18 protein-coding genes and 1 tRNA gene are annotated in these 20719 nt (G+C 71.5%); 12 read left to right on the forward strand and 7 right to left on the reverse strand.

Going from position 1 to position 20719, the window contains the following annotated elements; genetic code table 11:
• Positions 1–104 precede the first annotated feature (104 nt).
• From ACWEGE_RS13530 to ACWEGE_RS13540, 3 genes are all read right to left on the reverse strand, one after another.
• A complete protein-coding gene (locus ACWEGE_RS13530) occupies positions 105–563 on the reverse strand; it encodes an SRPBCC family protein (protein ID WP_449660727.1) in 459 nt (152 codons plus the stop codon).
• A gap of 30 nt (positions 564–593) precedes the next feature.
• A tRNA-Arg gene (locus tag ACWEGE_RS13535) sits at positions 594–679 on the reverse strand.
• A gap of 11 nt (positions 680–690) precedes the next feature.
• Complete coding sequence (locus ACWEGE_RS13540) at positions 691–1689, reverse strand: bifunctional lysylphosphatidylglycerol flippase/synthetase MprF (protein WP_449660728.1); 999 nt, start codon at positions 1687–1689, stop codon at positions 691–693.
• A gap of 178 nt (positions 1690–1867) precedes the next feature.
• Here ACWEGE_RS13540 and ACWEGE_RS13545 point away from each other — a divergent pair, with 178 nt between their 5' ends.
• Genes ACWEGE_RS13545 through ACWEGE_RS13595 form a run of 11 tightly spaced genes read left to right on the forward strand, consistent with a single transcriptional unit; the run spans position 1868 to position 13724 of the window.
• Complete coding sequence (locus ACWEGE_RS13545; protein WP_449660729.1) at positions 1868–3499, forward strand: aldehyde dehydrogenase family protein; 1632 nt, start codon at positions 1868–1870, stop codon at positions 3497–3499.
• Positions 3483–4619 (forward strand): acyl-CoA dehydrogenase family protein, encoded by a 1137-nt coding sequence (locus ACWEGE_RS13550; RefSeq protein WP_449660730.1) that lies wholly within the window; start codon positions 3483–3485, stop codon positions 4617–4619. The genes ACWEGE_RS13545 and ACWEGE_RS13550 overlap by 17 nt, the downstream gene beginning before the upstream one ends.
• The gene (locus ACWEGE_RS13555; RefSeq protein ID WP_449660731.1) at positions 4616–5893 is read left to right on the forward strand and encodes an aspartate aminotransferase family protein; all 1278 of its coding nucleotides are present in this window, start codon (positions 4616–4618) and stop codon (positions 5891–5893) included. Before ACWEGE_RS13550 ends, ACWEGE_RS13555 begins: the two co-directional genes overlap by 4 nt.
• On the forward strand, positions 5886–6401 hold the full coding sequence (locus ACWEGE_RS13560) for an SRPBCC family protein (RefSeq protein ID WP_449660732.1): 516 nt from the start codon (positions 5886–5888) through the stop codon (positions 6399–6401). Before ACWEGE_RS13555 ends, ACWEGE_RS13560 begins: the two co-directional genes overlap by 8 nt.
• Before the next feature lie 15 nt (positions 6402–6416).
• Positions 6417–6893, forward strand: a complete 477-nt coding sequence (locus ACWEGE_RS13565; RefSeq protein ID WP_449660733.1) for a hypothetical protein — start codon at positions 6417–6419, stop codon at positions 6891–6893.
• A gap of 23 nt (positions 6894–6916) precedes the next feature.
• On the forward strand, positions 6917–8071 hold the full coding sequence (locus tag ACWEGE_RS13570) for a flavin-containing monooxygenase (protein ID WP_449660734.1): 1155 nt from the start codon (positions 6917–6919) through the stop codon (positions 8069–8071).
• Positions 8068–9381, forward strand: a complete 1314-nt coding sequence (locus tag ACWEGE_RS13575) for an NAD(P)/FAD-dependent oxidoreductase (RefSeq protein WP_449660735.1) — start codon at positions 8068–8070, stop codon at positions 9379–9381. The genes ACWEGE_RS13570 and ACWEGE_RS13575 overlap by 4 nt, the downstream gene beginning before the upstream one ends.
• Positions 9378–10712 (forward strand): cytochrome P450, encoded by a 1335-nt coding sequence (locus tag ACWEGE_RS13580; RefSeq protein WP_449660736.1) that lies wholly within the window; start codon positions 9378–9380, stop codon positions 10710–10712. Before ACWEGE_RS13575 ends, ACWEGE_RS13580 begins: the two co-directional genes overlap by 4 nt.
• Before the next feature lie 26 nt (positions 10713–10738).
• Positions 10739–11680 carry a diacylglycerol/lipid kinase family protein gene (locus ACWEGE_RS13585; protein WP_449660737.1) on the forward strand — a complete coding sequence of 314 codons (942 nt, stop codon included), beginning with the start codon at positions 10739–10741 and terminating at the stop codon, positions 11678–11680.
• Between the two features lie 14 nt (positions 11681–11694).
• Positions 11695–12216 (forward strand): flavin reductase family protein, encoded by a 522-nt coding sequence (locus ACWEGE_RS13590; RefSeq protein WP_449660738.1) that lies wholly within the window; start codon positions 11695–11697, stop codon positions 12214–12216.
• Complete coding sequence (locus ACWEGE_RS13595) at positions 12213–13724, forward strand: MmgE/PrpD family protein (RefSeq protein ID WP_449660739.1); 1512 nt, start codon at positions 12213–12215, stop codon at positions 13722–13724. Before ACWEGE_RS13590 ends, ACWEGE_RS13595 begins: the two co-directional genes overlap by 4 nt.
• Here ACWEGE_RS13595 and ACWEGE_RS13600 read toward each other — a convergent pair.
• The 4 genes from ACWEGE_RS13600 to ACWEGE_RS13615 form a co-directional block, all read right to left on the reverse strand.
• Positions 13702–15060, reverse strand: coding sequence for a helix-turn-helix transcriptional regulator (locus tag ACWEGE_RS13600; RefSeq protein ID WP_449660740.1), 1359 nt, complete (start codon positions 15058–15060; stop codon positions 13702–13704). The genes ACWEGE_RS13595 and ACWEGE_RS13600 overlap by 23 nt on opposite strands.
• Before the next feature lie 611 nt (positions 15061–15671).
• Positions 15672–16583: an alpha/beta hydrolase fold domain-containing protein gene (locus ACWEGE_RS13605; protein ID WP_449660741.1), complete on the reverse strand. Its 912-nt coding sequence runs from the start codon at positions 16581–16583 to the stop codon at positions 15672–15674.
• Positions 16580–17428, reverse strand: coding sequence for an SDR family NAD(P)-dependent oxidoreductase (locus ACWEGE_RS13610; protein WP_449660742.1), 849 nt, complete (start codon positions 17426–17428; stop codon positions 16580–16582). The genes ACWEGE_RS13605 and ACWEGE_RS13610 overlap by 4 nt, the downstream gene beginning before the upstream one ends.
• Complete coding sequence (locus ACWEGE_RS13615) at positions 17425–18903, reverse strand: flavin-containing monooxygenase (protein WP_449660743.1); 1479 nt, start codon at positions 18901–18903, stop codon at positions 17425–17427. Before ACWEGE_RS13615 ends, ACWEGE_RS13610 begins: the two co-directional genes overlap by 4 nt.
• A gap of 171 nt (positions 18904–19074) precedes the next feature.
• Between ACWEGE_RS13615 and ACWEGE_RS13620 the strand changes: the two genes are divergently transcribed.
• Complete coding sequence (locus ACWEGE_RS13620; RefSeq protein WP_449660744.1) at positions 19075–20565, forward strand: flavin-containing monooxygenase; 1491 nt, start codon at positions 19075–19077, stop codon at positions 20563–20565.
• Positions 20566–20719: the final 154 nt, after the last annotated feature.

The raw sequence follows: 20719 nt of genomic DNA on the forward strand, positions 1-20719 counted from the left end.
CCCCGCGCCGGTCTCCACCGGTGCGGGGCGTCCGGATCGGTGCGGGCACGCACGAAGCCGCGCCCTGCCGTCCGGACGGCAGGGCGCGGGCGGGCGGGCACCGCTCAGGCGCGCGAGTTCGCGTGGTGGGCGGCAATGCCCCGCACCAGGTTCTCCGCGGTCTTGCGCGCAGCGGCCCCGATCAGCGGCAGCAGGGTCCGTTCCATCGCCTTGCCGGCGATCCCGCCGGGCAGCTGGAACTCCACGCGGAAGGCCACCCGGCTGCGGTGCTCGTCGATCGGGGTGAGGTCGAACGTGGTGGCCGAGTCCATTCCGGACACCGACCGGTAGGCGAGGCGGGCGTTCTCCTCCCACTCCACGGTCTTGATCGTCGACTTGAGGGTCGACGGGCCGATCTTCATCGCCGAGGCGAAGACCGACCCGAGCCCGCGGTCGAGGGAGCCGACCGGTTCGAAGCTCGTCATGCCGTGCCAGTAGCCGAGCACGTTCCGGTAGTCGGCCAGGTAGGCGAACGCGACGTCCACCGGGGCGGCGCACTCCTCGGTGAAACTGACTTCGGTCATGCCGGGTTCCTTTTCTCCGGGGGGCATAAGCGGAAGGGGCAGGATTCGAACCTGCGTGGGCTTTCACCCGACCGAGCCGGAGCCCGGCCCCCGTAGGCCACTTCGGGTACCCTTCCCTGCCGCGGGATCAGACGATGTTCGTCACCCGCAGCACACTCCACATCGACGGCAGGGAAATTCCGCCGTCGAAGGCGAAGTACTCCGGCAGCACCGCCGCCGGGTTCCACTTCAGCTTGTACTCCAGCTGGGTCTTCGCCGGGTAGATCTTGTCCCCGTGCTCGGCCAGCAGCCGGATGATCCGCTCCGCGGTCCGGCTCGCGGTCGGCAGCCGGTAGCTGTCGTCCAGGCTGGTGAACGGCGTGAAGCCGAAGTGCAGCCAGGCCGCGTCCGTTTCGCGGAAGTGGTCGATGGCGTGGGAGTTCAGCGCTTCCATCACCCCCGGCGGGCACTCGGGCAGCCGCCGGCTCAGGTCGTGCAGCCAGCCCGGTCGCGACCCGAACACCGGCGCGTAGGAGATGTAGCCGATCGGCCGGCCGGCGATCCGGCCGACGAACAGCTTGCGCAACGGCTGCCACTCGCCGCCGATCTCGCCGATCAGGAAGGCCAGTTCCTTGGTGTGCTTGCCTTTCTCCTGCAGCCACTGGCGGTCGATGGACTCGATGTCACCGGCGACCGAGCCGGCGTCGGCCTCCTCGATCTCGAGCCCGGCCCGCAGCGCGCGGGAGATCTTGTTCCGCAGCCGGACGAACTTCTTGCCGCGCAGGCTGTAGCTCGCCAGCTCGACCGCGTAGGACGCACCGACCTGGTTGACCGTCAGCCCGAGCTCGGCCAGCAGCTCCGCGTCGGACCGCTGCAGCTGCACGCCGATGACCTTGCGGCCGTGGGCGTGCGCGCTGTCCAGGAACCGGGACTGGAGCTCCTTCCTGCTCCCGGCCCCGGTGAAGGGGCCGCCGAACTGGATCCAGCGCCGGCCGTGCGGCCGGTAGCAGACGAAACCTTCGATGCCGTCGGCGTGGAAGTACTCGTTGCCTTCGTTGAGAGCGAGGAACGCGCTCGGGTTGTCCGCGTACAGCTGGAGAGCTGCGAGTGTCCCACCCGGCGGCCGCAGAGTTTCCGGCACTTTCACGTTCCGCCTCCCTGCTCGGTGACTTGCCGGGAATGACGATAGAGGACGCCTCTGACGTGACGGCAATGTCGCGCAGCGGCAGACGTCAGTCACGTTTCAGGACCGTTATCAATACTTCGGGGAGAGCACGGGCGGGAACCCACCCGCCGCCACCGGAACGAGATCCTGGGGGTCCAGGTTGACGAACGCCGAAGCGCACCAGCTGCCCTCATTGGGCAGCTTCGTCCGCGGGAAGGACGTCGAAAGTGGCCAATGGGTGTACGCACTCTCCGCGCGCGCCGTTCTGGACGACTCTTTCGCCAGCCTGACGCTCAAGCGCAACCTCGAGGCCGGGCGTGCCTCGCCGGCCGACGTGGCGCCGGGCGTGGTCGTCGGGCGCGTCGCGGTCGCCGAGCGGGAAACCGTCCACGACGCGCTGGCCGCCGCGGCCGAGGCCACGAAGATCTGGCGCTCGGCCCCGCTTTCGGTCCGCGTCGACGACTGGACCGGGCTCCTGCGCGCGGCCATCCGGGACAACGAGCACGAGCTGCTCGACATGCTGACGCTGGAGGGGCACCCCCTCGCGCTCGCCCGGTGGGAACTGTCCGGGATGCTCGAGCTGACCCGTCCCGAGGCCGCGGAGTTCCTGAAGTCCCAGCTGTGGCAGGAATTCCCGATGGGCGAACGGCGCAACATCGTCCGGCGGCAGGCCGACGGCGTGGTCTGCGTCAACCCGCCGGCGAACGCCCCGCTGGTGAGCGCCCTGCTGGGGATGACGAGCATCGCCGGCGGCAACGCGGTCGTCGTGCGGGCGCCGCGGACCGCGCCCTTCGGGGTCACCTACGTGCTGCGCAAGGTGATCGCGCCGATCCTGGACGAGCTCGGCGCGCCACCGGGCCTGCTCAACGTCGTGTGCGGCCATCCCGGCCCGGTGCTCGACACCTGGATCGAAAGCCCGCTCGTCAACGACATCATGTACTTCGGTGACGTGCCGCCCGGGCTGAAGGTCGAGCGGCGCTGCGTCGAGGCGGGCAAGAAGCCGATCCTGGAACTGGCCGGCAACGACATCGTCCTGGTCTGGCGCGACGCGGACCTCGACGGCGCCGCCGACGCGCTGATCGAGGGTTTCTACGGTTCCGGCCAGCTGTGCATGGTGCCGAACCAGGCCGTCGTGCACCCGGCCGTCGCCGGCGCGCTGATCGCCAAGGTCGTCGAGAAGGCCGCCGCGCTGCGGCCCGGCTACCCGGACGAGGAAGGCGTGCTGCTGTCGCCGGTGCTGCGGCACGACCGGTTCAACCGCTACCTCGCCGACGCCGTCCGCAAGGGCGCCACGCTGGTCGCCGGCGGGCACGGCATGCAGATCGACGGCACCCGCGACGACAACGGGTTCTTCCTCGAGCCCACCGTCCTGCGCGTGGACGGGCTGGAGCAGGCGCGCGAGCTGGAAGCGGTGCGCAACGAGACGTTCTTCCCGCTGATGCCGATCATCGTGCCCCGCGTGGCGGACGACGAAACGCTGTTCGACGACTTCGTCGAATTCGTCAACACCAGCCCGTACGGCCTGCGCAACTCGCTGTGGGCGCACGACGAATCGGTGGTCGACCGGTTCGTTTCGCAGACCGTCAAGGGCGGCCTGCTCAAGGTCAACGACTCGCACATCGCCTTCACCGCGCCGCTGCCCTCGCACGGCGGCACCGGGCTGACCGGTGGCGCGTTCGGCGAAGCCAACTACCCCGTGCTCCGCACCACCCACGTGCAGGGCGTTTCCGTCATCGCGGGAAAGGTCCCGCACCCGGCCAAGGAAGAGCGGCACGATGCGAACTCTCGATGAAGCTCGTGAAGTCTGCGAGACCCACCTTCCCGGCCTCCTGGGCAAGCTGGCGGACATCCCGCCGGCGGATCTGGAGAAGCCGGGCAACCCGGGCCTGAAGCTGTTCAAGGCCGCCGGCGGCCCGGCACTGGTGATCCCGAAGAACTACGAAGGCCTCGGTGTCTCGCCGCTGGAAGCGATCCAGGTGACGCGGGCGATCGGCGCGGCCTCACCCTCGCTGGCCGTCGCCTCGACGATGCACCACTTCTCCGTCGCGACCATCTTCACCCTGGCCGACAGCCTGCGCTCCAGCGGTCTCGAATGGGCGCTGCTGGAGGGCATCGCCTCGCAGAACCTGCTGGTGTCCTCCGGTTTCGCCGAGGGCAACCCCGGCCAGGGCATCCTGTCGCCGACCGTCGGCGGCGTCCGCAAGGACGGCGGCATCGTGGTCAACGGCTCCAAGAAGCCGTGCAGCATGTCCGCCTCGATGGACCTGCTTTCCGCCAGCGTTTCGGTGCCCAAGGAGGGCGGTGGCACCGAAAACGTGGCCATGCTGATCCCGGCCGACACCCCGGGCGTGACCGTCCACCCGTTCTGGCGCAGCAACGTGCTCGGCGGCGCGGAGAGCGACGAGGTCCGGCTGACCGACGTGTTCGTCGACGAGCGGCTGCTCGTGCCGACCGAGTTCGGCGCCCGCGGCGAGGTCGACGAGCTGCAGACCGTCGGGTTCATGTGGTTCGAGATGCTGATCACCGCCTCCTACCTCGGCATGGCCTCCGCGCTGGTGGACCGGGCGTTCGACGGCAAGAAGGTCGCGCTCGAGGTGAAGGCCGACCTCGGCGTGCGGCTGGAGACGGCGACCCTGCTGCTGGAGGGCATCGCCCGCCAGCTGATCGCCAAGGAGAGCGACAACGCGGCGCTGACCAAGGCCATGGTCGCCCGGTACGGCGCGCAGGAAGCCATCACCGACGCCGCCGCCAAGGCCGTGGAAGCGCTGGGCGGCATGGCTTTCATCAGCTCGCCGGAGGTCGCCTACCTGATCGCCGCGTGCCAGTGCGTCAACTTCCACCCGCCGTCGCGCACCGCCACCCGCCGCGCGCTGGCGGAGAACTTCACCGGCGACGTGCTGAGGATCGCGTGACCCCGGCGACCGAGGCCGTCGACCGCGAGCACGTTTCGCAGGTCTACCGCCGGAACCTGAGCACGGGCCGCGCGCGGCTGGCCGAAGTCCTCGGCGGGCACGTCGAGGTCGAGTCGACCGGCGCGTGGCTCACCATCAGCGACGGCAGGAAGATCTTCAACGCCGGCGGCTACGGCGTGCTGATCCACGGCGCGCGGCACCCCATCGTCGTGGAGGAGGTCGAGCGGCAGCTGCGCACGCACCCCGTGGGCACCCGGATCTTCCTGGAGCCCGCCGCGGCGAGGGCGGCCGAGCAGCTGATGTCGACGACGCCGCCGGGGCTGCAGCGCGTGCACTTTTCCTGCTCCGGCGCGGAAGCGATCGAAGCGGCGATCAAGCTCGCCCGGCTCAACGGGAAGCGGCACCTGATCTCGATGACCGGCGGCTACCACGGGAAGACGTTCGGCGCGCTGTCGGTCACCGCGAAGCCCGCCTTCCAGGACCCCTTCCGGCCGCTGTTGCCGGACGTGACGCACGTGCCCTTCGGCGACGCCGCCGCGCTCGCCGCGGTGCTGGAGCAGCACCCCGGCGAGGCGTGCGTGATCGTCGAGCCGGTGCAGGGCGAAGGCGGGGTCAACATCCCGCAGCGCGGCTACCTGGGTGCGGTCCGCGCGGTGTGCTCGGAGTACGAGGCGCTGCTGGTGCTCGACGAGGTGCAGACCGGCCTCGGCAGGCTCGGCGCCTGGTGGGGCGCCGACGCGGAGGGCGTGCGGCCCGACATCCTGCTGTCGGGCAAGGCGCTCGGCGGCGGGGTCGTCCCGGTCGCCGCGACCATCGCGACTTCGGACGTCTTCGCCGTCCTGGACCGCGACCCGGTCCTGCACACGTCGACGTTCTCCGCCGCGCCGCTGGGGATGGCGGCCGTGTGCGGGTCGATCCGGGCCCTGCGGGAAGACGACCTGGTGGCGCGGGCGGCCCGGCTCGGCGCCCGGCTGGTACCCGAGTTCGCGCGGATCGTCACCGAGCGGCTCGCGCACCACGGGTGCGAGGTCCGCGGGGCCGGCCTGTTGATCGGGGTCGAGTTCGCGGACCCGGCGATGGCGGCGGACCTGTTGCTGGCGCTGGTCGCCAACGACGTCATCGCGAACCTCTCCCTCAACTCCGACCACGTCGTGCGGTTCACCCCCCCGGCGACGCTGACGGAGTCCGATGTGGAGTTCCTTGTCGATCGATTCGAGCGCGCGGTCCGAGAGGTCGCGGAGCGGAATCCGGAGCCCGAGGTAGGACATGCGTAGCCTGGAACTGAAACTGCGGTCGTTCACCGCCGACGCCGACGAGGCGTACCGGCGGATCAGCGAATTCGAGCGGTACGCCGACCTGGTGGAGGAGGTCCGCTCGGTCACCGTGCACGCCGACGAGCGGGCCGGTGCCCTGATGAGCGACTGGGAGATCTTCTTCCGCAACGGCCTCCTGCGCTGGACGGAGGTCGACTACTTCCAGCCCGACCAGCGCCGGATCGTCTTCGAGCAGACCACCGGCGACTTCGAGGTCTTCCGCGGTTCGTGGCAGGTCTCGCCGGTGCCCGGCGGCTGCGAGGTGAACTTCGAGGCGAACTTCGACTTCGGCATCCCCAGCCTGGCCGGGGTGCTCGAGCCGATCGCCACCAAGGTGCTCAAAGAGGGCATCGCGCTGATCGTGCACCAGCTGCTCGGCAACGCGTCCGTGGTCGGCGACCCACCGGTCGCCGCGGCCGTGGCCGCCCGCCTGGCCGGCCGCCGGGCCGGCACCGCACTGACCGCCTGAGCCCGGGAGAAACCGATGGACCACATCAACCGTTTCGAGAGCAGGACGACCCTGCTGCTCCTGCGCGCGGAGTACGGCGTCGCGCTCGTGCTGTGCGTGGTGCTGTTCCTCATGCACATCGGCGAAGTGCGCTGGCTGCCCGCGGTGCTGCTGTTCGTCTACATCGACGTCATCGGCTACCTGCCGGGTGCGTACGCGTTCCACCGCTCCAAGAGCAAGGACATCTCGAAGGTCTACTACGTGCTCTACAACACCATGCACAGCATGGTCACCCAGGCGGCGGTGCTCGGCGTGTGGATCGCGCTCTGGGGGTTCGAGTGGGCGCTGCTCGCGGTGCCGATCCACCTGTGCGGTGACCGCGCGATCTTCGGCAACTTCATGAAGTCCTTCCGGGTGCCCTTCGAGCCGGTGCCGATCCCCGCCTTCACCGAGTTCGACCGGAACGTGGTCGAGCGGGACCGTCCGAAGCAGCCCGCGCCGGAACGGATCTGACAAGGGGAGTCATGGAGAACGTCGTGTCACTGAGCAGCGCGCGCCCGATCATCGTCGGGGCGGGCCCCGGCGGTCTCGCGGTGGCCTGGACGCTGAAGGAGGCCGGGCTCGACCCGCTGCTCCTCGACCGCGAACAGGTTCCCTACGCCACCTGGCGGAGCTACTACCCCTCGTTGCGGATGAACTCGTGGCGCCGGCTGAGCGCGCTGCCGGGGATGCGGCTGTCCGCGGAGTTCGGGCCCTGGCCGATGCGCAACGACTTCCTGGCCTACCTGAAGAAGTACGTCGAGGAGCTCGACCCGGACATCCGGTTCGGCACCGAGGTCCACCGCCTCGACCGCGACGGCGGCCAGTGGGTGGTGCGGACCTCGATCGGCGATCTGCCCGCCCGGCACGTGGTGATCGCCACCGGCCTGCACCGCACGACGTTCATCCCGGACTGGCCCGGCCTTGAAGACTTCCAGGGCGAGTTCTGCCACGCCCGCACCTACACCGTGCCGGACCCGCTCGTCGGCAAGGACGTCCTGGTCGTCGGCTGCGGGCCGACCGGCATCGACATCGCGGTCGCGGCGGCCGCGGCCGGCGCGTCGCGCGTCCGGATGTCGATCCGGCACAACCCACTGCTGTTCAAGCTCAGCCCGGTCACCTCCCTGCTGAGCCAGGCGGTCAAGCACACGAAGATGCCGCCCTGGCTGGTCAACCGGGTCAGCCTGCTGATGCACCGGCTGCAGTGGGGCGACCTGACGCCCTACGGGCTGGCGCCGCCCGCCGAGGGCACGATGGCCGGTATCGCCCGGGTCGGGCACACCTACGGGTCGATCGACCGCGGCCTGGTCGCCGCGGTCCGCGACGGCTCGATCGAGATCGTGCCGGGCGTGACCGGCTTCGACCGCAAGGCCGTGCTGCTCGAAGGCGACACGAGCATCAAGCCGGACGTGGTCATTTCGGCCACCGGGCAGCGCCCGGGCCTGGAAGGCATGCTCGGGCACCTCGACGTGCTGGCCCGCCCCGGCGGACGACCGATCGTGCACGGCGGGGAGACCGCCCGGCACGCACCCGGCCTGTACTTCCAGGGCTTCCGGGTGCCGTCCGGGCAGATCCCGGACATGGCGGTGGACGCCCGCGCGATCGCCAGGGCGGTCACCGGACAGCCGCGGTTCGGCAGGCGAGCGCGGTGACCGGCACCGGCACCCCCTGGAGCGGCACCGGCGATCCCGGGACCCGTCCGCGGCTGCGCGGGTTCCGCCGGTGCGACGTGGCGATCGCCGGCGCCGGCCTGACCGGGCTGTCGGCGGCCGTCGAACTGGCCGGGCTCGCCCCCGACCTGCGGATCGTCGTGCTCGAAGCCGACCACGTCGGGGCCGGGGCGAGCGGCCGCGGCACCGGGCTGCTCGGCCCGCGGGTGGGGCCGGCGCTCGTGACCGCCCGGCGGAGGTTCGGCGACGACCTCGCCCGGGCCGTCCACCGGTGGTCGGTGGACGCCGTGCGGTCGGTGCTCGACCTGGTCGAACGGCACCGGATCTCGTGCGACCTCACGCCGGGCAGCCAGCTGATCGTCGCCGCGGACGAGGCGGCGGCGCAGGCCCAGCAGCGGGAAGCGGCCGCCGCCGACGCGCTCGGGCTGCCGGTCCGCTTCGTCGCGCAAGCGGACCTGCCCGGCTTCGCGCGCGAGCGGTACCTGAGCGGTTTGCGGTACGAGCCCGCCGCGACGCTCGACCCGGCCGCGCTCACCGCGCAGCTCGCCCGGATCGCCGAGCAGCGGGGGGTCACGATCTTCGAGCGCAGCGCGGTCCGCGACGTCCGGCCGGGCCTGCTGTCCACCGTGCGCACCGACGACGGCGAGGTGCTCGCCGACCACGTCGTGGTGGCGGTCAACGCCTTCGGCACCGTGCCTCGCGCCCTGCCCGGCGTCGTCGGCGTGCGGGTCCAGGCCGGCGTCACCGGCAAACTGGGCCAGGAGCAGCTGGACGCGCTCGACGGGCTGCGGACCGAGCCGGTGATCGAGTCCGGCGAGCTGGCACCGTACTTCCGGCTCACCTCCGACGCCCGGGTCGTGGTCGGCGGCGGCGCCGTGCGGCGCGGTGCCTTCGGCTCGCTCGCGCAGGAACCCGGTCGGCTGCGCGCCGCGGTGCGCGCGCTGTCGCCCGCGCTCGCCGACGTGGACCTGGAGACGACCTGGTCCGGGCCGATCGGGATGACCCGCGACGGGCTCCCCCTCCTCGGGCAGCACCCCGGCGACCCGCGGCTGTACTACGCCGGCGGCTGCAACGGCCACGGGCTCGCGGTGGCCGTCGCCAACGGCGGCCACCTGGCCCGCTGGATCGCCACGGGCGAGAAGGACCCGTGGTCGTTCGCGCTGCCGTGGGTGCGCCCGAAGGCACCGTGGATTCCCCGGGGGCGGCTTGCGGACCGGGTGCTCGACGGCTACCTGACCCGGCTCACCGCGGGCCTGCCCCAGCACGACCGACCTACGGAAAGGCTGTCATGACCGCCGTCGGAGAGACCGGAACTCAGCAGCGGCCCTCGCCCGCGCGGGACGGGCTGCCGCCGGGCCCGGAGATTTCGCCCCTGCGCCAGACGTTCCACTACTGGCGCGAACGCCAGCACTACCTGCCGCGGATGTTCGAGCGGTTCGGCGACGTGGTCACCCTGCAGCTCAAACCGCAGGGCGCCTTCGTCATCCTGCGCGACCCCGCCCACATCAAGGAGGTGTTCCGGGGTGCGCCCGAGGTCTTCCACGGCGGTGAGGGCAACTGGAACCTGCTGCCGATCGTCGGCCGGAACTCCCTGCTGACGCTGGACGCGCCGGACCACAAGCCCGAGCGCAAGCGGATGATGCCGCCGTTCCACCACGAGCGGATCAACGGCCTGGTCGCGACCATGCGGCAGATCGCCGAGGACGAGGCGCGCCGCTGGCCGGTCGGCAAGCCGTTCCGGTTCCTCGACCGGTCCTACGCGCTGACGCTGGAGATCATCGTCAAGGCGGTGCTCGGCGTGGACGACCCCCGGCGCGCCGCCGCGCTGAGCGACGCGCTGCACCGGGTGGCCGACATCAGCCTTTCCGGGATCCTCGTGCTGATCCGGCCGGCCCTCGGCCGGGTCTGGCCGTGGCGCGCCGTGGTGCGCAACCTCGAGCACGCCGACAAGCTCATCTACGAAGAGATCGCGATGCGCCGCCGCGACCCCGGGCGCGCCGAGCGCACGGACGTGCTCTCGATGCTGCTGGAAGACCCGGACGCCGACGACCGGGACGTGCGCGACGAGGTCATGACGCTGCTGATGGCCGGGCACGAGACCACCGCGGTCGGGCTGGCCTGGCTGTTCGAACGGCTGGTGCGCCACCCCGAGGTGCACGCCCGGCTCCGCCGCGGCCTGGACGAGCCCAAGGATCCCTACCGCACCGCCGTGTTCAAGGAGGCGCTGCGGGTCCGGCCGGTGATCCACAACGTCGCGCGACGGCTCAAGGAGCCGGTCGAGGTCGCCGGCTACCGGCTGCCCGCCGGGGCCACCGTCGTCCCCGCGATCGGCGCGGTGATGGCGGACCCGCGGTGGTGGGGCGAGGACGCGGCCGAATTCAAGCCGGAACGCTGGCTCGAGGGCACTCCCCCGGCGCAGGCGTGGCTGCCCTTCGGCGGCGGCGTGCGCCGGTGCATCGGCGCGGTGTTCGCCCAGGTCGAGATCGAGACCGTGGTGGCGGCGATCCTGCGCACCGTGGCCATCGAGGCGGTCGACCTCGCCGATGAAGGCAACCGGATGCACCACATCACGATGATCCCGAAGGAAGGCACGCGCATCCGCGTCGTGCGCCGGCTCGGGTGACCGACTCCGTCAAGAGAGGCCAGCACATGAACCCACTGCGTGTAGCCGCGATCGTCAACCCCACCGCGGGCGGCGACGGCCGGGCCGCGGTGGCCGCACTCGAAGCGGCCGGCACCGCGGCGGTGGAGATCGTCGAAACCACGGCCGCGGGCGACGCCGCGGACCTCGCGTTCAAGCTGGCCGCCGGCGAGGCGCCACCCGACATCATCACCGGGGTCGGCGGTGACGGCACGATCTGCGAGGTCGTCACCGGCCTGCACCGGGCCCGCGAATCGGGCGTCACCGCGGTCCCGCCGCTGCTGGTGGCGCCCGCGGGCACCGGGAACTCCACCTACCGCGGGCTGTGGGACGACGCGCCGTGGGAGAGCACCGCGCGGACCGCGCTGCGCGGCGAGGCCGTGGTGCGGCAGCTGGACCTGGCCAGGATCGAGCAGAACGACCAGCTCGTCGTGCTCGGCTCGGGCAGCGGCCTGTTCGGCGAAAGCCTGCTGGCCCGGATGGGCCGGCCGGAAACCGGCCGCGAACTGCTGATCGCCGCTTCGCTGGCCGCGATGGAACAGTACGTGCCTTACCCCGGCCGGGTATCCGTCGACGGCGAGGTCATCTACGAAGGCGGGATCGTCGAAACCATCGCCGGCGGCTTCCCCTTCCGCGGTGGCGTGCTGCACCTGGTGCCGGAGTCGATCGTGGACGACGGGCTGCTCGACATCACCGTCATCCCGGCCTCGGTGGACCTGATGGAATTCGGCCAGGCCGCGGTGGGCCGCACGCTCTACGCCCTGCCCGGGGTCTGCTGGGGCCGCGGCGCGCACGTCACCGTCGAGCGGCTCGACGGGCAGCCGGTGCTCTACGAGCACGACGGCGAGGTCATGCCGCGCACCGGGCCCGCCTACGACCTCACGGTGCTGCCCGCGGCGCTCGACGTGCTCACCCCGGCCGAAGCGCCGACGTGGTTCGGTGCGCGGTGATCTCGCTGTCCGGCATGGACACGATCCGGCCTGCCGGGCCGGAACTCACCGCCACGGCCTGCCGCGACTACTACCGCAAGCTGACCGCCGGGGTCGCCGTGATCACCGCGTGCGGCCCGTCGGGCTGGTCCGGCACCACGGTCAGCACCGTGACGAGCGTTTCGATGTCGCCGCCCATCCTGCTGTGCTGCGTCGCCCGCGGCTCGCGGACGCTGACCGCGATCCGGCACGCCCGCTGCTTCGCGGTGCACCTGCTGGCCGACGACCAGCCCGATCTCGCCGACCGGTTCGCCAGGCCGCCGAGTGACAGCTCGCGGTTCGTCGAACTGGACTACGAGGTGCGGCTGGTGCACGGCCGCCCGGTGATCGCGGGCGCGCTCGCGGTCGGCTGGTGCGACCTGCACTCCCTCACCGAGGTCGGCGACCACCACGTGGTCTACGGGCAGCTTTCGGCCGTCCGCGTCGGCCACGGCAGGCCGCTCGCCTGGCACGATCGCTCCTACCGCGCGCTGACCCCTCCGGGAGCGGCGCAGTGACGGCCACCGCCCGGCAGGTCACGAGCATGTCCGCGACGCTGGCCGCCTGGGCGAAGAACCTGACCTGGGCGGACATCCCGGAGACCACCCGTGCCGCCGCCCGCAGCCAGCTGATCTCGAACCTCGCGGCGGTGCGGGCCTCGCTGCGGCTCCCGGTCGGCCGCGCCGTCACCGCCGCGTTCGGCGCGCCCGTGCAGGACGACCCGAAGCAGTCGGCCTACGTCCTGGCGGCGCTGGCCACCGCGCTGGACTTCGACGAAGTGGCCTACTCCGGCCACGTCTCGGCCGGCGCGGCGAACGTCTCGATCGCGGAAGCGCTCGCGGCCGGGCTCGGCGGGGAGGCCTTGCTGACCGGGATGGTCGCGGCCAACGAATGCGCGGCCCGGATCACCGCGGCGACGATCCTCAGCCCGTTCTTCCGCGGCCAGACCAACACCCACACGCACCTCGCGAGCGCGGCGGTCGCGCGGCTGCACGCGCGCCGCGCGGGCCTTCCCGAATGGACCGCGGCGCTCGGCCTCGCGCTCGGCATCCTGGCGGTGCCCCTGCACCACGGCGTGGTGACGAGCGACCTCAAGGCCCTCACCGCCGCCGCGCCGGTCCGGCTGGCCCTCGACGCGTGCGACGCCGCCGCGCACGGGCTGCACGGATCCGAAACGATCATCGAGGCACCGGAAGGACTGCTCTCGCACCTGTCGGTGGTGCCGGTGCCGGAAACGGTCACCCTCGGTCTCGGCCGGCGCTGGCACACGGACACGTTGACCTACAAGCGGTTTCCGGGCAGCGCGTACCTGCACGCGGCCTTCGACTGCGCCGAACGGCTGCACCGGCGGCTCGGCGCGGACGGCGCCGCCCGCGTCGACCGGATCGTCGTCCGCGCCTCACTGCTCACCTTCCAGCTGGAGCGGAAGGTCGCGCCGTTCCTGAACGGGACCGGCACCTCGCCCGCGGCCGCGACGCTCTCCGTGGCCTACGGCGTGGCCACGCTGCTGCTGCGCGGCACGTTCGGCCCGGAAGACCTCACCCCGGCGGCGCTGGCCGACGAACGACGGTGGGCGCTGGCCGCCAAGGTGCGCGTCGAGCACGACTGGTCGATCTCGGTGCGGATGGCGCAGGCGACCTCGCCGCTCGGGGAAGCCTTGCGCCAAGCCGGCGACCGGGCGCTGAAGCTGCCCGAGCTGGTGGCCTGGGCCGGCGACGACGCGGCGGAAGTCCTGGCCTCGCTGGGAGCGCCGCAGGAGACGTTCGAAGAGGCCACGATGGCGATCGGCGCACAGCTCGACGTCGAGCTGGCCGGCGGGACGACGGTGACCGAGGAGTGCGCGGCGCCGATCGGTTCGGCGGGCGCCGGAACCCGCCGGGACCATCCGGCGATCGTGCGGCGGAAGTTCCTCGCCACCGGTGGCCCGGCCGGCGTTCTGGCCGAACTCGAGCAGGTGGACCTGCTCGACCCGGCCCGGACCGCCGCCGCACTTTCGCGAGCGGTCACCGACTCGCTCGGGGAATGAGCGGAGCGTCCTCGTCGAGCTGGGCGATGAGCTGCCCCAGCTTGACGCGGGTGGTGATGGCGAGCTTCTTGAAGATGCCGCGCAGGTGGAAGTTGACCGTGTGCGGGGAAATCCCGAGTTCCTTGGCGACCTGCCGGTTGGTCATGCCGCGGCCGACCAGCCGGGCGATCTCGTCCTCCCGTTCGCTGAGCGAGGACAACCCGATGTCGGGCTGCCGTTCGGACGGCGACCGCACCGGATGCCCTCTGGCGGTGCGCCTGCGGCGCCGCTGGGTGGTTCCCACGTCGAGCACGGACGGCAGGATCGGCGTCTCGCCCTGGAACGCCGTCCGCGCGTGCCCCGCCGCCTTGCCGAGCAGGGGGACGCCCGGGTTGTTCGCGGCCAGCCGCTCGATCGCCTCCAGCGACCGCGCGGCGAGTTCGAGGTCCCCGGCCCGCCGCGCCACCGAGACCAGCCACGCCGGCCTGGTCAGGTCTTCGATGAAGCACCCCGATCCGGTGGCCAGCAGATCCCACTTGGCCCGGATCTGCTCGGCGGCCGCGGCGGGGCCGGAGCCGGCCGCGACCAGCGCTATTTCGGTGACCGCGGCCCGGGCGATCGAGTCGGGCAGGACGTAGCCGGTGGTGCTGGCCTTGAACTCGTCCAGCGCCTGGACCGCCCGGTCGCATTCCCCGCGGCCCAGGTGTGCCATCGCCGACACCGACAGGGCCAGCTTCACCCCGACCGCGCTCGCCCTTTCCGCGGCCACGGCCAGCGATCGCCCGGCCACCTCGAGCGCCTGGTCGAATTGCCCGTCCTGCAGGTGCAGAAGCGACCGCAGCGACGGCACGACGGATTCGAAGGCGTGCAGGCCGAAATTGTCGACCAGGCTCTGGATGATCGCGATCACCTCGACGGCCTGGTGTGATACGTGCATGTCCGAGAGCTTTTTCGCGAGCAAGGTGCGCGCGAAGAGATTCCAGACAACGTTGTCCTGATCAGCGCACTGAACGGCATTTTGATTCATCAGCAATCCGTCGAACAGGCTACCGGAATGCCATTTCGTATTCGACTCGATACAGAGGGAAGCGATTTTCGGCGCGCCGGCACCGAGATCCACATCGCCGGCGGCGGATGTTTTCCACCGATCCGACCCCTGGTCGATCATGGCGACCAGGAACATCCGGAAGGCGATCAGGTCGCCGTACGCGGACAGCGAAGGATCCAGATCGTCCAGGGCCTTGTTGATCGAAACCAGTGCCGACTCCAGATCGCCCCGGATGAGGTAGAGGCCCGCATCCGTGAACTGCCGGATCGATTCAGGGTCGACCATGTCGGCCCGTACGGCCGCGATCAAGTACAGAACGTCACTGACCGAGGCCGGAACGAGGACGCGCGGAGCAGGCCGGGCGTTGGCGGACCAATCACCCTGGCCGTCTGCTGCCACAGTCACTAAACAACCCCCCCAGGTCATGGATAGTTAGTTGCAATCCAGTAAAGCACACCGAGCGGGGGCGAACACGACAACTGCGCGGCGGTCCGAGCGGCGCCGACACCGAAGTAACGCCGCTTCCGGTTTGCCGCACCACTTCCGGCCACCCGCGGGTCAGGCCCCCATCCTCCGGCCCGCCGTCGACAATCGGTCGACAGTCCGTCGACAGCCCGGCCGGGATCCGCGGTTCCCGGCCCGGGTGCACCACCGCGGCGCCGGCCCGCCGGGCCGCGATCCCCCGGAAACGCTTCCCCCGCAACGGAAAGCCACGACGTGAGGCGCGCCGCGGGCGATGCCGCCCCGAATCCCGGTTCGCCCGGCAAGGGCTCACTCCACGCGGTTCCCCGGTGCGGATCCGGACGCGCCGCGGCGATCGTCCCACAGCTCGGCGGGGCCGCCGCGCTCGCTCCACGCGGTCGCGATCGGGTCCGGACGCCCCGCGGCGGGCGTCCCACGGGTTGGACAGAACGACGCGCTCACTCCACGCGCGCGAGCCCGGCGGTGTCGAGGATCCCGCGCAGGAAGCCGCCGATGTCGGCCAGCGACGCGGCCGCCGCGCGGACCAGGCCGGCCTGCACCTGAGCCGCGTGCCACAGCTGGGGGCACTCCACGTACCGCAGCGCCACTCCGGCCCGCCGGAGCGCGACGGCGAGGTCGAGGCACTGGTCGTAGAGCATTTCGCGCAGCCCGGTGTGCAGGTAGGTCGGCGGCAGCCCGGCCAGCTCCCCCAGCTGCGGGGCGAACAGCGGGTCGGCCGGGTCGCCGTCGCCGCGGTAGGCGTCCGCGCACGCGAACCCCCACGGCCGGTTGACCACCAGGTCCCGCGGCAGCGAAGCCCGTTTGGCGGGGTTCGCCCACGGCGAAATCAGCACGAGCGCGGCCGGCTGCTCGCCGCCGCGCCGGGCCAAGGCCTGCGCGGCGGCCAAGGCGATCCCCCCGCCCGCCGAGTCGCCGGCCAGCGCGATCGACCCGGCCGGGTACCCGGCTTTCCGCAGCGCGTCGAACGCGACGACGGTGTCGTTCACCGGCGCCGGGAAGCGGTGTTCGGGGGCGAGCCGGTAGTCGAGCAGGTAGACCGGGCGGCCCGCCTCGCGCGCCAGGTGCGCGGCCAGCGAGCGGTGGGTCGCGATCGAGCCGACGGTGTAGCCGCCACCGTGCAGGTAGAGCACCGCCCCCGGCCCGGTGGCGGGCCCCACGCCGACCAGTTCGGCCCGCCGGGCGCCGAGCTCGAGCCGGCGCACGGACGTCCCGGCGGGCAGCGGCTGGGTGAAGGCCGCGGCGTTGAGCAGCACGCGCTGGAGCCGCCACGGCAGCCGGCGCCGGAAGGTCAGGCGGAAGTACGGGTGCAGCAGGACGCGGGCGAGCGGCACCGGGATCGACAGCGTCACGCCGCGCTCCCGCGGCGGGGCGAGACGGCCAGGAACCGCGAGTACCACACCCAGAACCGCTGCGAGCCGGTCGGCGTGATCCGGGCCAGCAGGTCGAACACCTTGGCCTCCACGCCGATCAGGATGCGGGCGCGTCGCCTGCGGACGCCCTCGACGATGGTCTCGGCGGCCATTTCCGGGCTGTGCAGGGCCATCCGGCGGTCGAAGACGCTCGCGACCGACGCCGGGTCCAGGTCGCCGACGACGATCGCGTTGCGCGCGACCGACGTCTTGATGCCGCCGGGGTGCACGCAGCTGACCTGCACCGGGTGCCGGGCGGCGAGCATTTCCTGGCGCAGCGACTCGGTGAACCCGCGCACGGCGAACTTCGAAGCGGAGTAGGCGCTTTGCGCCGGCAGGGTGATCAAGCCGAACAGGCTGGACACGGTGATCACGTGCCCGTCGCCCGATTCGATCAGGTACGGCAGAAAGGCCTTGGTGGCGTTGACCGCGCCCCAGAAGTTGACGTCGAGCACGCGCTCGACGTCCTTGAACGCCTCTCGCTCGACCTCGCCGTAGCAGGCGATCCCGGCGTTGTTGTAGAGCTGGTGGACGACGCCGAAGTGCGCCCGGACCGCCGCCGCGTAGGCCAGCACCGCCTCCCGTTCCGTCACGTCGAGGTGGTCGGTGCGGACCTCGGCGCCGCGCGCCTCGCAGCGGACCGCGGTGGCCGCCAGGCCGTCCGGGTCGACGTCGGACAGCGCGAGCCGGGCACCGCGGGCGGCGAGGTTCACCGCGAGCGCACGCCCGATGCCCGACCCGGCGCCGGTGATGACCGCGACCTTGTCTCCGAATCCGGTGGTCATGCCGCTTCCTCCCGCGAGACGACGTAGGCGTCGAGGTCGAACTTCCGGGTCAGCCGGGCGAACTCGAACGTGAACCCCGGCCACAGCGTGCTGTTGCGGCCGTGCTTGTCCAGGTACCAGCTGGCGCACCCGCCGCTGGTCCAGACGCTGCGGGACATCCGGTCCTGCAGCATCCGCGCGTACGCCTCCTGCACCGGCTTGCGGACCTCCAGCGAGCGGATCCGGCGCCGCTGCATGGTCGCCAGCGCGTCGGCCAGGTAGTTCACCTGGGCCTCGATCATGAAGATCATCGATCCGTGCCCCACGCCGGTGCTGGGCCCGACCATGAAGAACATGTTGGGGAAGTTCGCGATCGTGGTGCCCTTGTAGCACTCGCGGCCGATCCGGTCGAACACGTCGCCGAGGCTGCGGCCGTCGCGCCCGAAGATCCGCCGGTGCGCGGGTGAGTCGGCGATCTGGAAACCGGTCGCCAGCACGATCACGTCCACCTCGTGCACCTCGCCGTCCGCGGTGACCAGCGCGTTGGCCTTGACCTCCTGGATGCCTTCGGTCACCAGCGTCACGTGGTCCCGCGACAGCGCCCGGTAGTAGTCGTTGGAGATCAGGATCCGCTTGCAGCCCAGGCGGTACCGCGGGGTCAGCCGGCGGCGCAGCTTCCGGTCGCGGACCTCCAGCCACAGCTTGGCCCGCGCGGCCAGCTCCAGCGGCCGCATCAGCAGCGGGTTCTTCACCAGCCCCAGCACCTGCGCCTCGCGGGCCCAGTAGATGGCCGTGCGCATCAGGCGCTGGTAGAACGGCACGTACCGGCAGGCGAAGCGCTCGAACGCGGTGTAGCGGCGGTCCATCCGCGGCAGGATCCACGGCGGGGTGCGCTGGTAGACCTCGAGCTCGCCGACCCGGTCGGCGATGCCGGGCACGATCTGGATGGCCGACGCGCCGGACCCGATCACCGCGACCCGCTTGCCGCTCAGGTCGGTTTCGTGGTCCCAGCGGGCCGAGTGGAAGATCGTGCCGTCGAACTGGCCGATGCCGGGGATGTCGGGCAGCGCCGGCTCGCAGAGCGCACCGAAGGCGGCGATCACGACGTCGGCGGTGAAGGCCCCCTTCGTGGTTTCCAGCTCCCAGCGCGCGGCCTCTTCGTTCCAGCGCGAGCTCAGCACTTCGCAGCCGAAGACGTGGTTGTCCGCCAGGCGGAACTTGCGCACGACACCGGCGATGTAGTCCTGGATCTCCGACTGCCGGGAGAAGGACCGGGTCCACTGCGGGTTCGGCGCGAACGAGTAGGAGTAGAGGTGCGAGGGCACGTCGCAGGCGGCGCCGGGGTAGGTGTTGTCCCGCCACGTCCCGCCGACCCGGTCGCCCCGCTCCAGGACCAGGAAGTCGTACCCCTCGCGGCGCAGGCGGACCGCCGCGGCGACCCCGGCGAGGCCGCCGCCGATCACGATCACGTGCCGGTTCTCGTGTGTAGCAGTCAAGGGATCAGATCTCCCATCGCACCCGTCCCGGACGTTCGTCGAGGTGATCGTCGCAAAGGGGTCTGACGGGCCCCTGACCTGAGCCCGCGGCGAGGGCAGGAGGGGTTTCAGGAACGTCGCGGATGATGAGGCCACGCAGCCCGCCCCGTGCGAACAGATTGGGAGACACCCGTGGGATCCACAGTGACCGAAGCGCCGGACGTCCTCATCATCGGCAGCGGGATGGCCGGCCTCGGCATGGCGGTCAAGCTGCTCCAGGCGGGCCAGCGCGACTTCGTCGTGCTCGAGAAGGCCGACGGCGTCGGCGGCACCTGGCGGGACAACAGCTACCCCGGCTGCGCCTGCGACGTCGCCAGCGTGATGTATTCCTACTCCTTCGCGCCCAACCGCCGCTGGAGCCGGATGTACGCCGGGCAGCCGGAGATCCTCGACTACATCCGGCGCGTGGTGAAGGACCACGACCTCGAGCCCTACATCCGGTTCAACACCGAAGCGGTTTCCTACGAGTTCGACGAGGCAGCCGACCGCTGGACCGTGCGCACCCGCGCGGGCGAGGAGTTCCGGCCCCGGATCGTGGTCATGGCGCACGGCGCGCTGCACCTGCCGAACATCCCCGACTTCCCCGGTGCGGAGAAGTTCTCCGGGCCGGTGTTCCACTCCGCGCGCTGGGACCACTCGGTGGACCTCAAGGGCAAGCGGGTCGCCGTGATCGGCACCGGGGCCAGCGCCGCGCAGTTCATCCCGGAGATCACCGGCACCGCCGCGCACGTCACCGTCTTCCAGCGCAACGCGCACTGGGTGCTGCCCAAGGCCGACCGGCCGTTCAGCGACTCCGAGCACCGGCTGTTCAAGGTGGCGCCGTTCGTGCAGCGGCTCTACCGGCTGCTCGCCTACTGGACCCACGAGCTGCCGGTGCTGGCTTTCCTGCACCCCCGCTTCGTCAAGATCCTCGAAGTGGCCGCGCGGCGCATGCTGGAGAAGCAGGTGGCCGACCCCGAGCTGCGCGCGAAGCTGACGCCGTCCTACCAGATCGGCTGCAAGCGGATCCTGCTGTCGAACGACTACTACCCGGCCATGCAGAAGCCCAACGTCGACCTGGTCACCAGCGGCGTCGCCGAGTTCACCGCCACCGGGATCCGGTCGGCCGACGGCGAGCTGCACGAGGCGGACGTGGTCATCCTCGGCACCGGTTTCTCGACCGACAACCGCTGCGCCAAGGAGCACATCGTCGGCCGCGACGGCGGCACCATCCAGGAGGCCTGGCGCGAGGGCATGACCGCCTACCTCGGCATGAGCGTCAGCGGCTTCCCCAACATGTTCATGATCATGGGCCCGAACTCCGGCGGTGGCGCGCAGTCGATCCTGTTCGTCATCGAGGCGCAGCTGCACTACATCGTCGAGTGCCTGCGGATGATGAAGGCGCACCGGGCGACCCGGCTCGAAGTCCGCGCCGACGTCCAGCGCCGCTTCAACACGTGGCTGCACTCCAAGCTGGGCAAGTCGGTGTGGAACACCGGCGGCTGCCACAGCTGGTTCCTCGACCACACCGGCCAGAACCGGCAGTCGTGGCCGGGCACCGGGACGAGCTACTGGCGGGCCACCCGCCGCCCGGACCCGGAGGCCTACACACTCGGCCGCACGAGCACGCCGGTGGCCTCCTGACGCCGACGCCCACGCCGCCCGCCTCCGGTCCGCTGCACCGGAGGCGGCTTTGTGCTGCCGCTTTCCCGGCTGCCGGGCAAGGGTTCGTGGTCGCCGGGTTCGGCATGACCCGCGCCCCCGGTCGCCGTTCCGGGCACCGCCGCCGGCGGGCCGC

This window comes from Amycolatopsis sp. NPDC004747 (genome assembly GCF_053601335.1).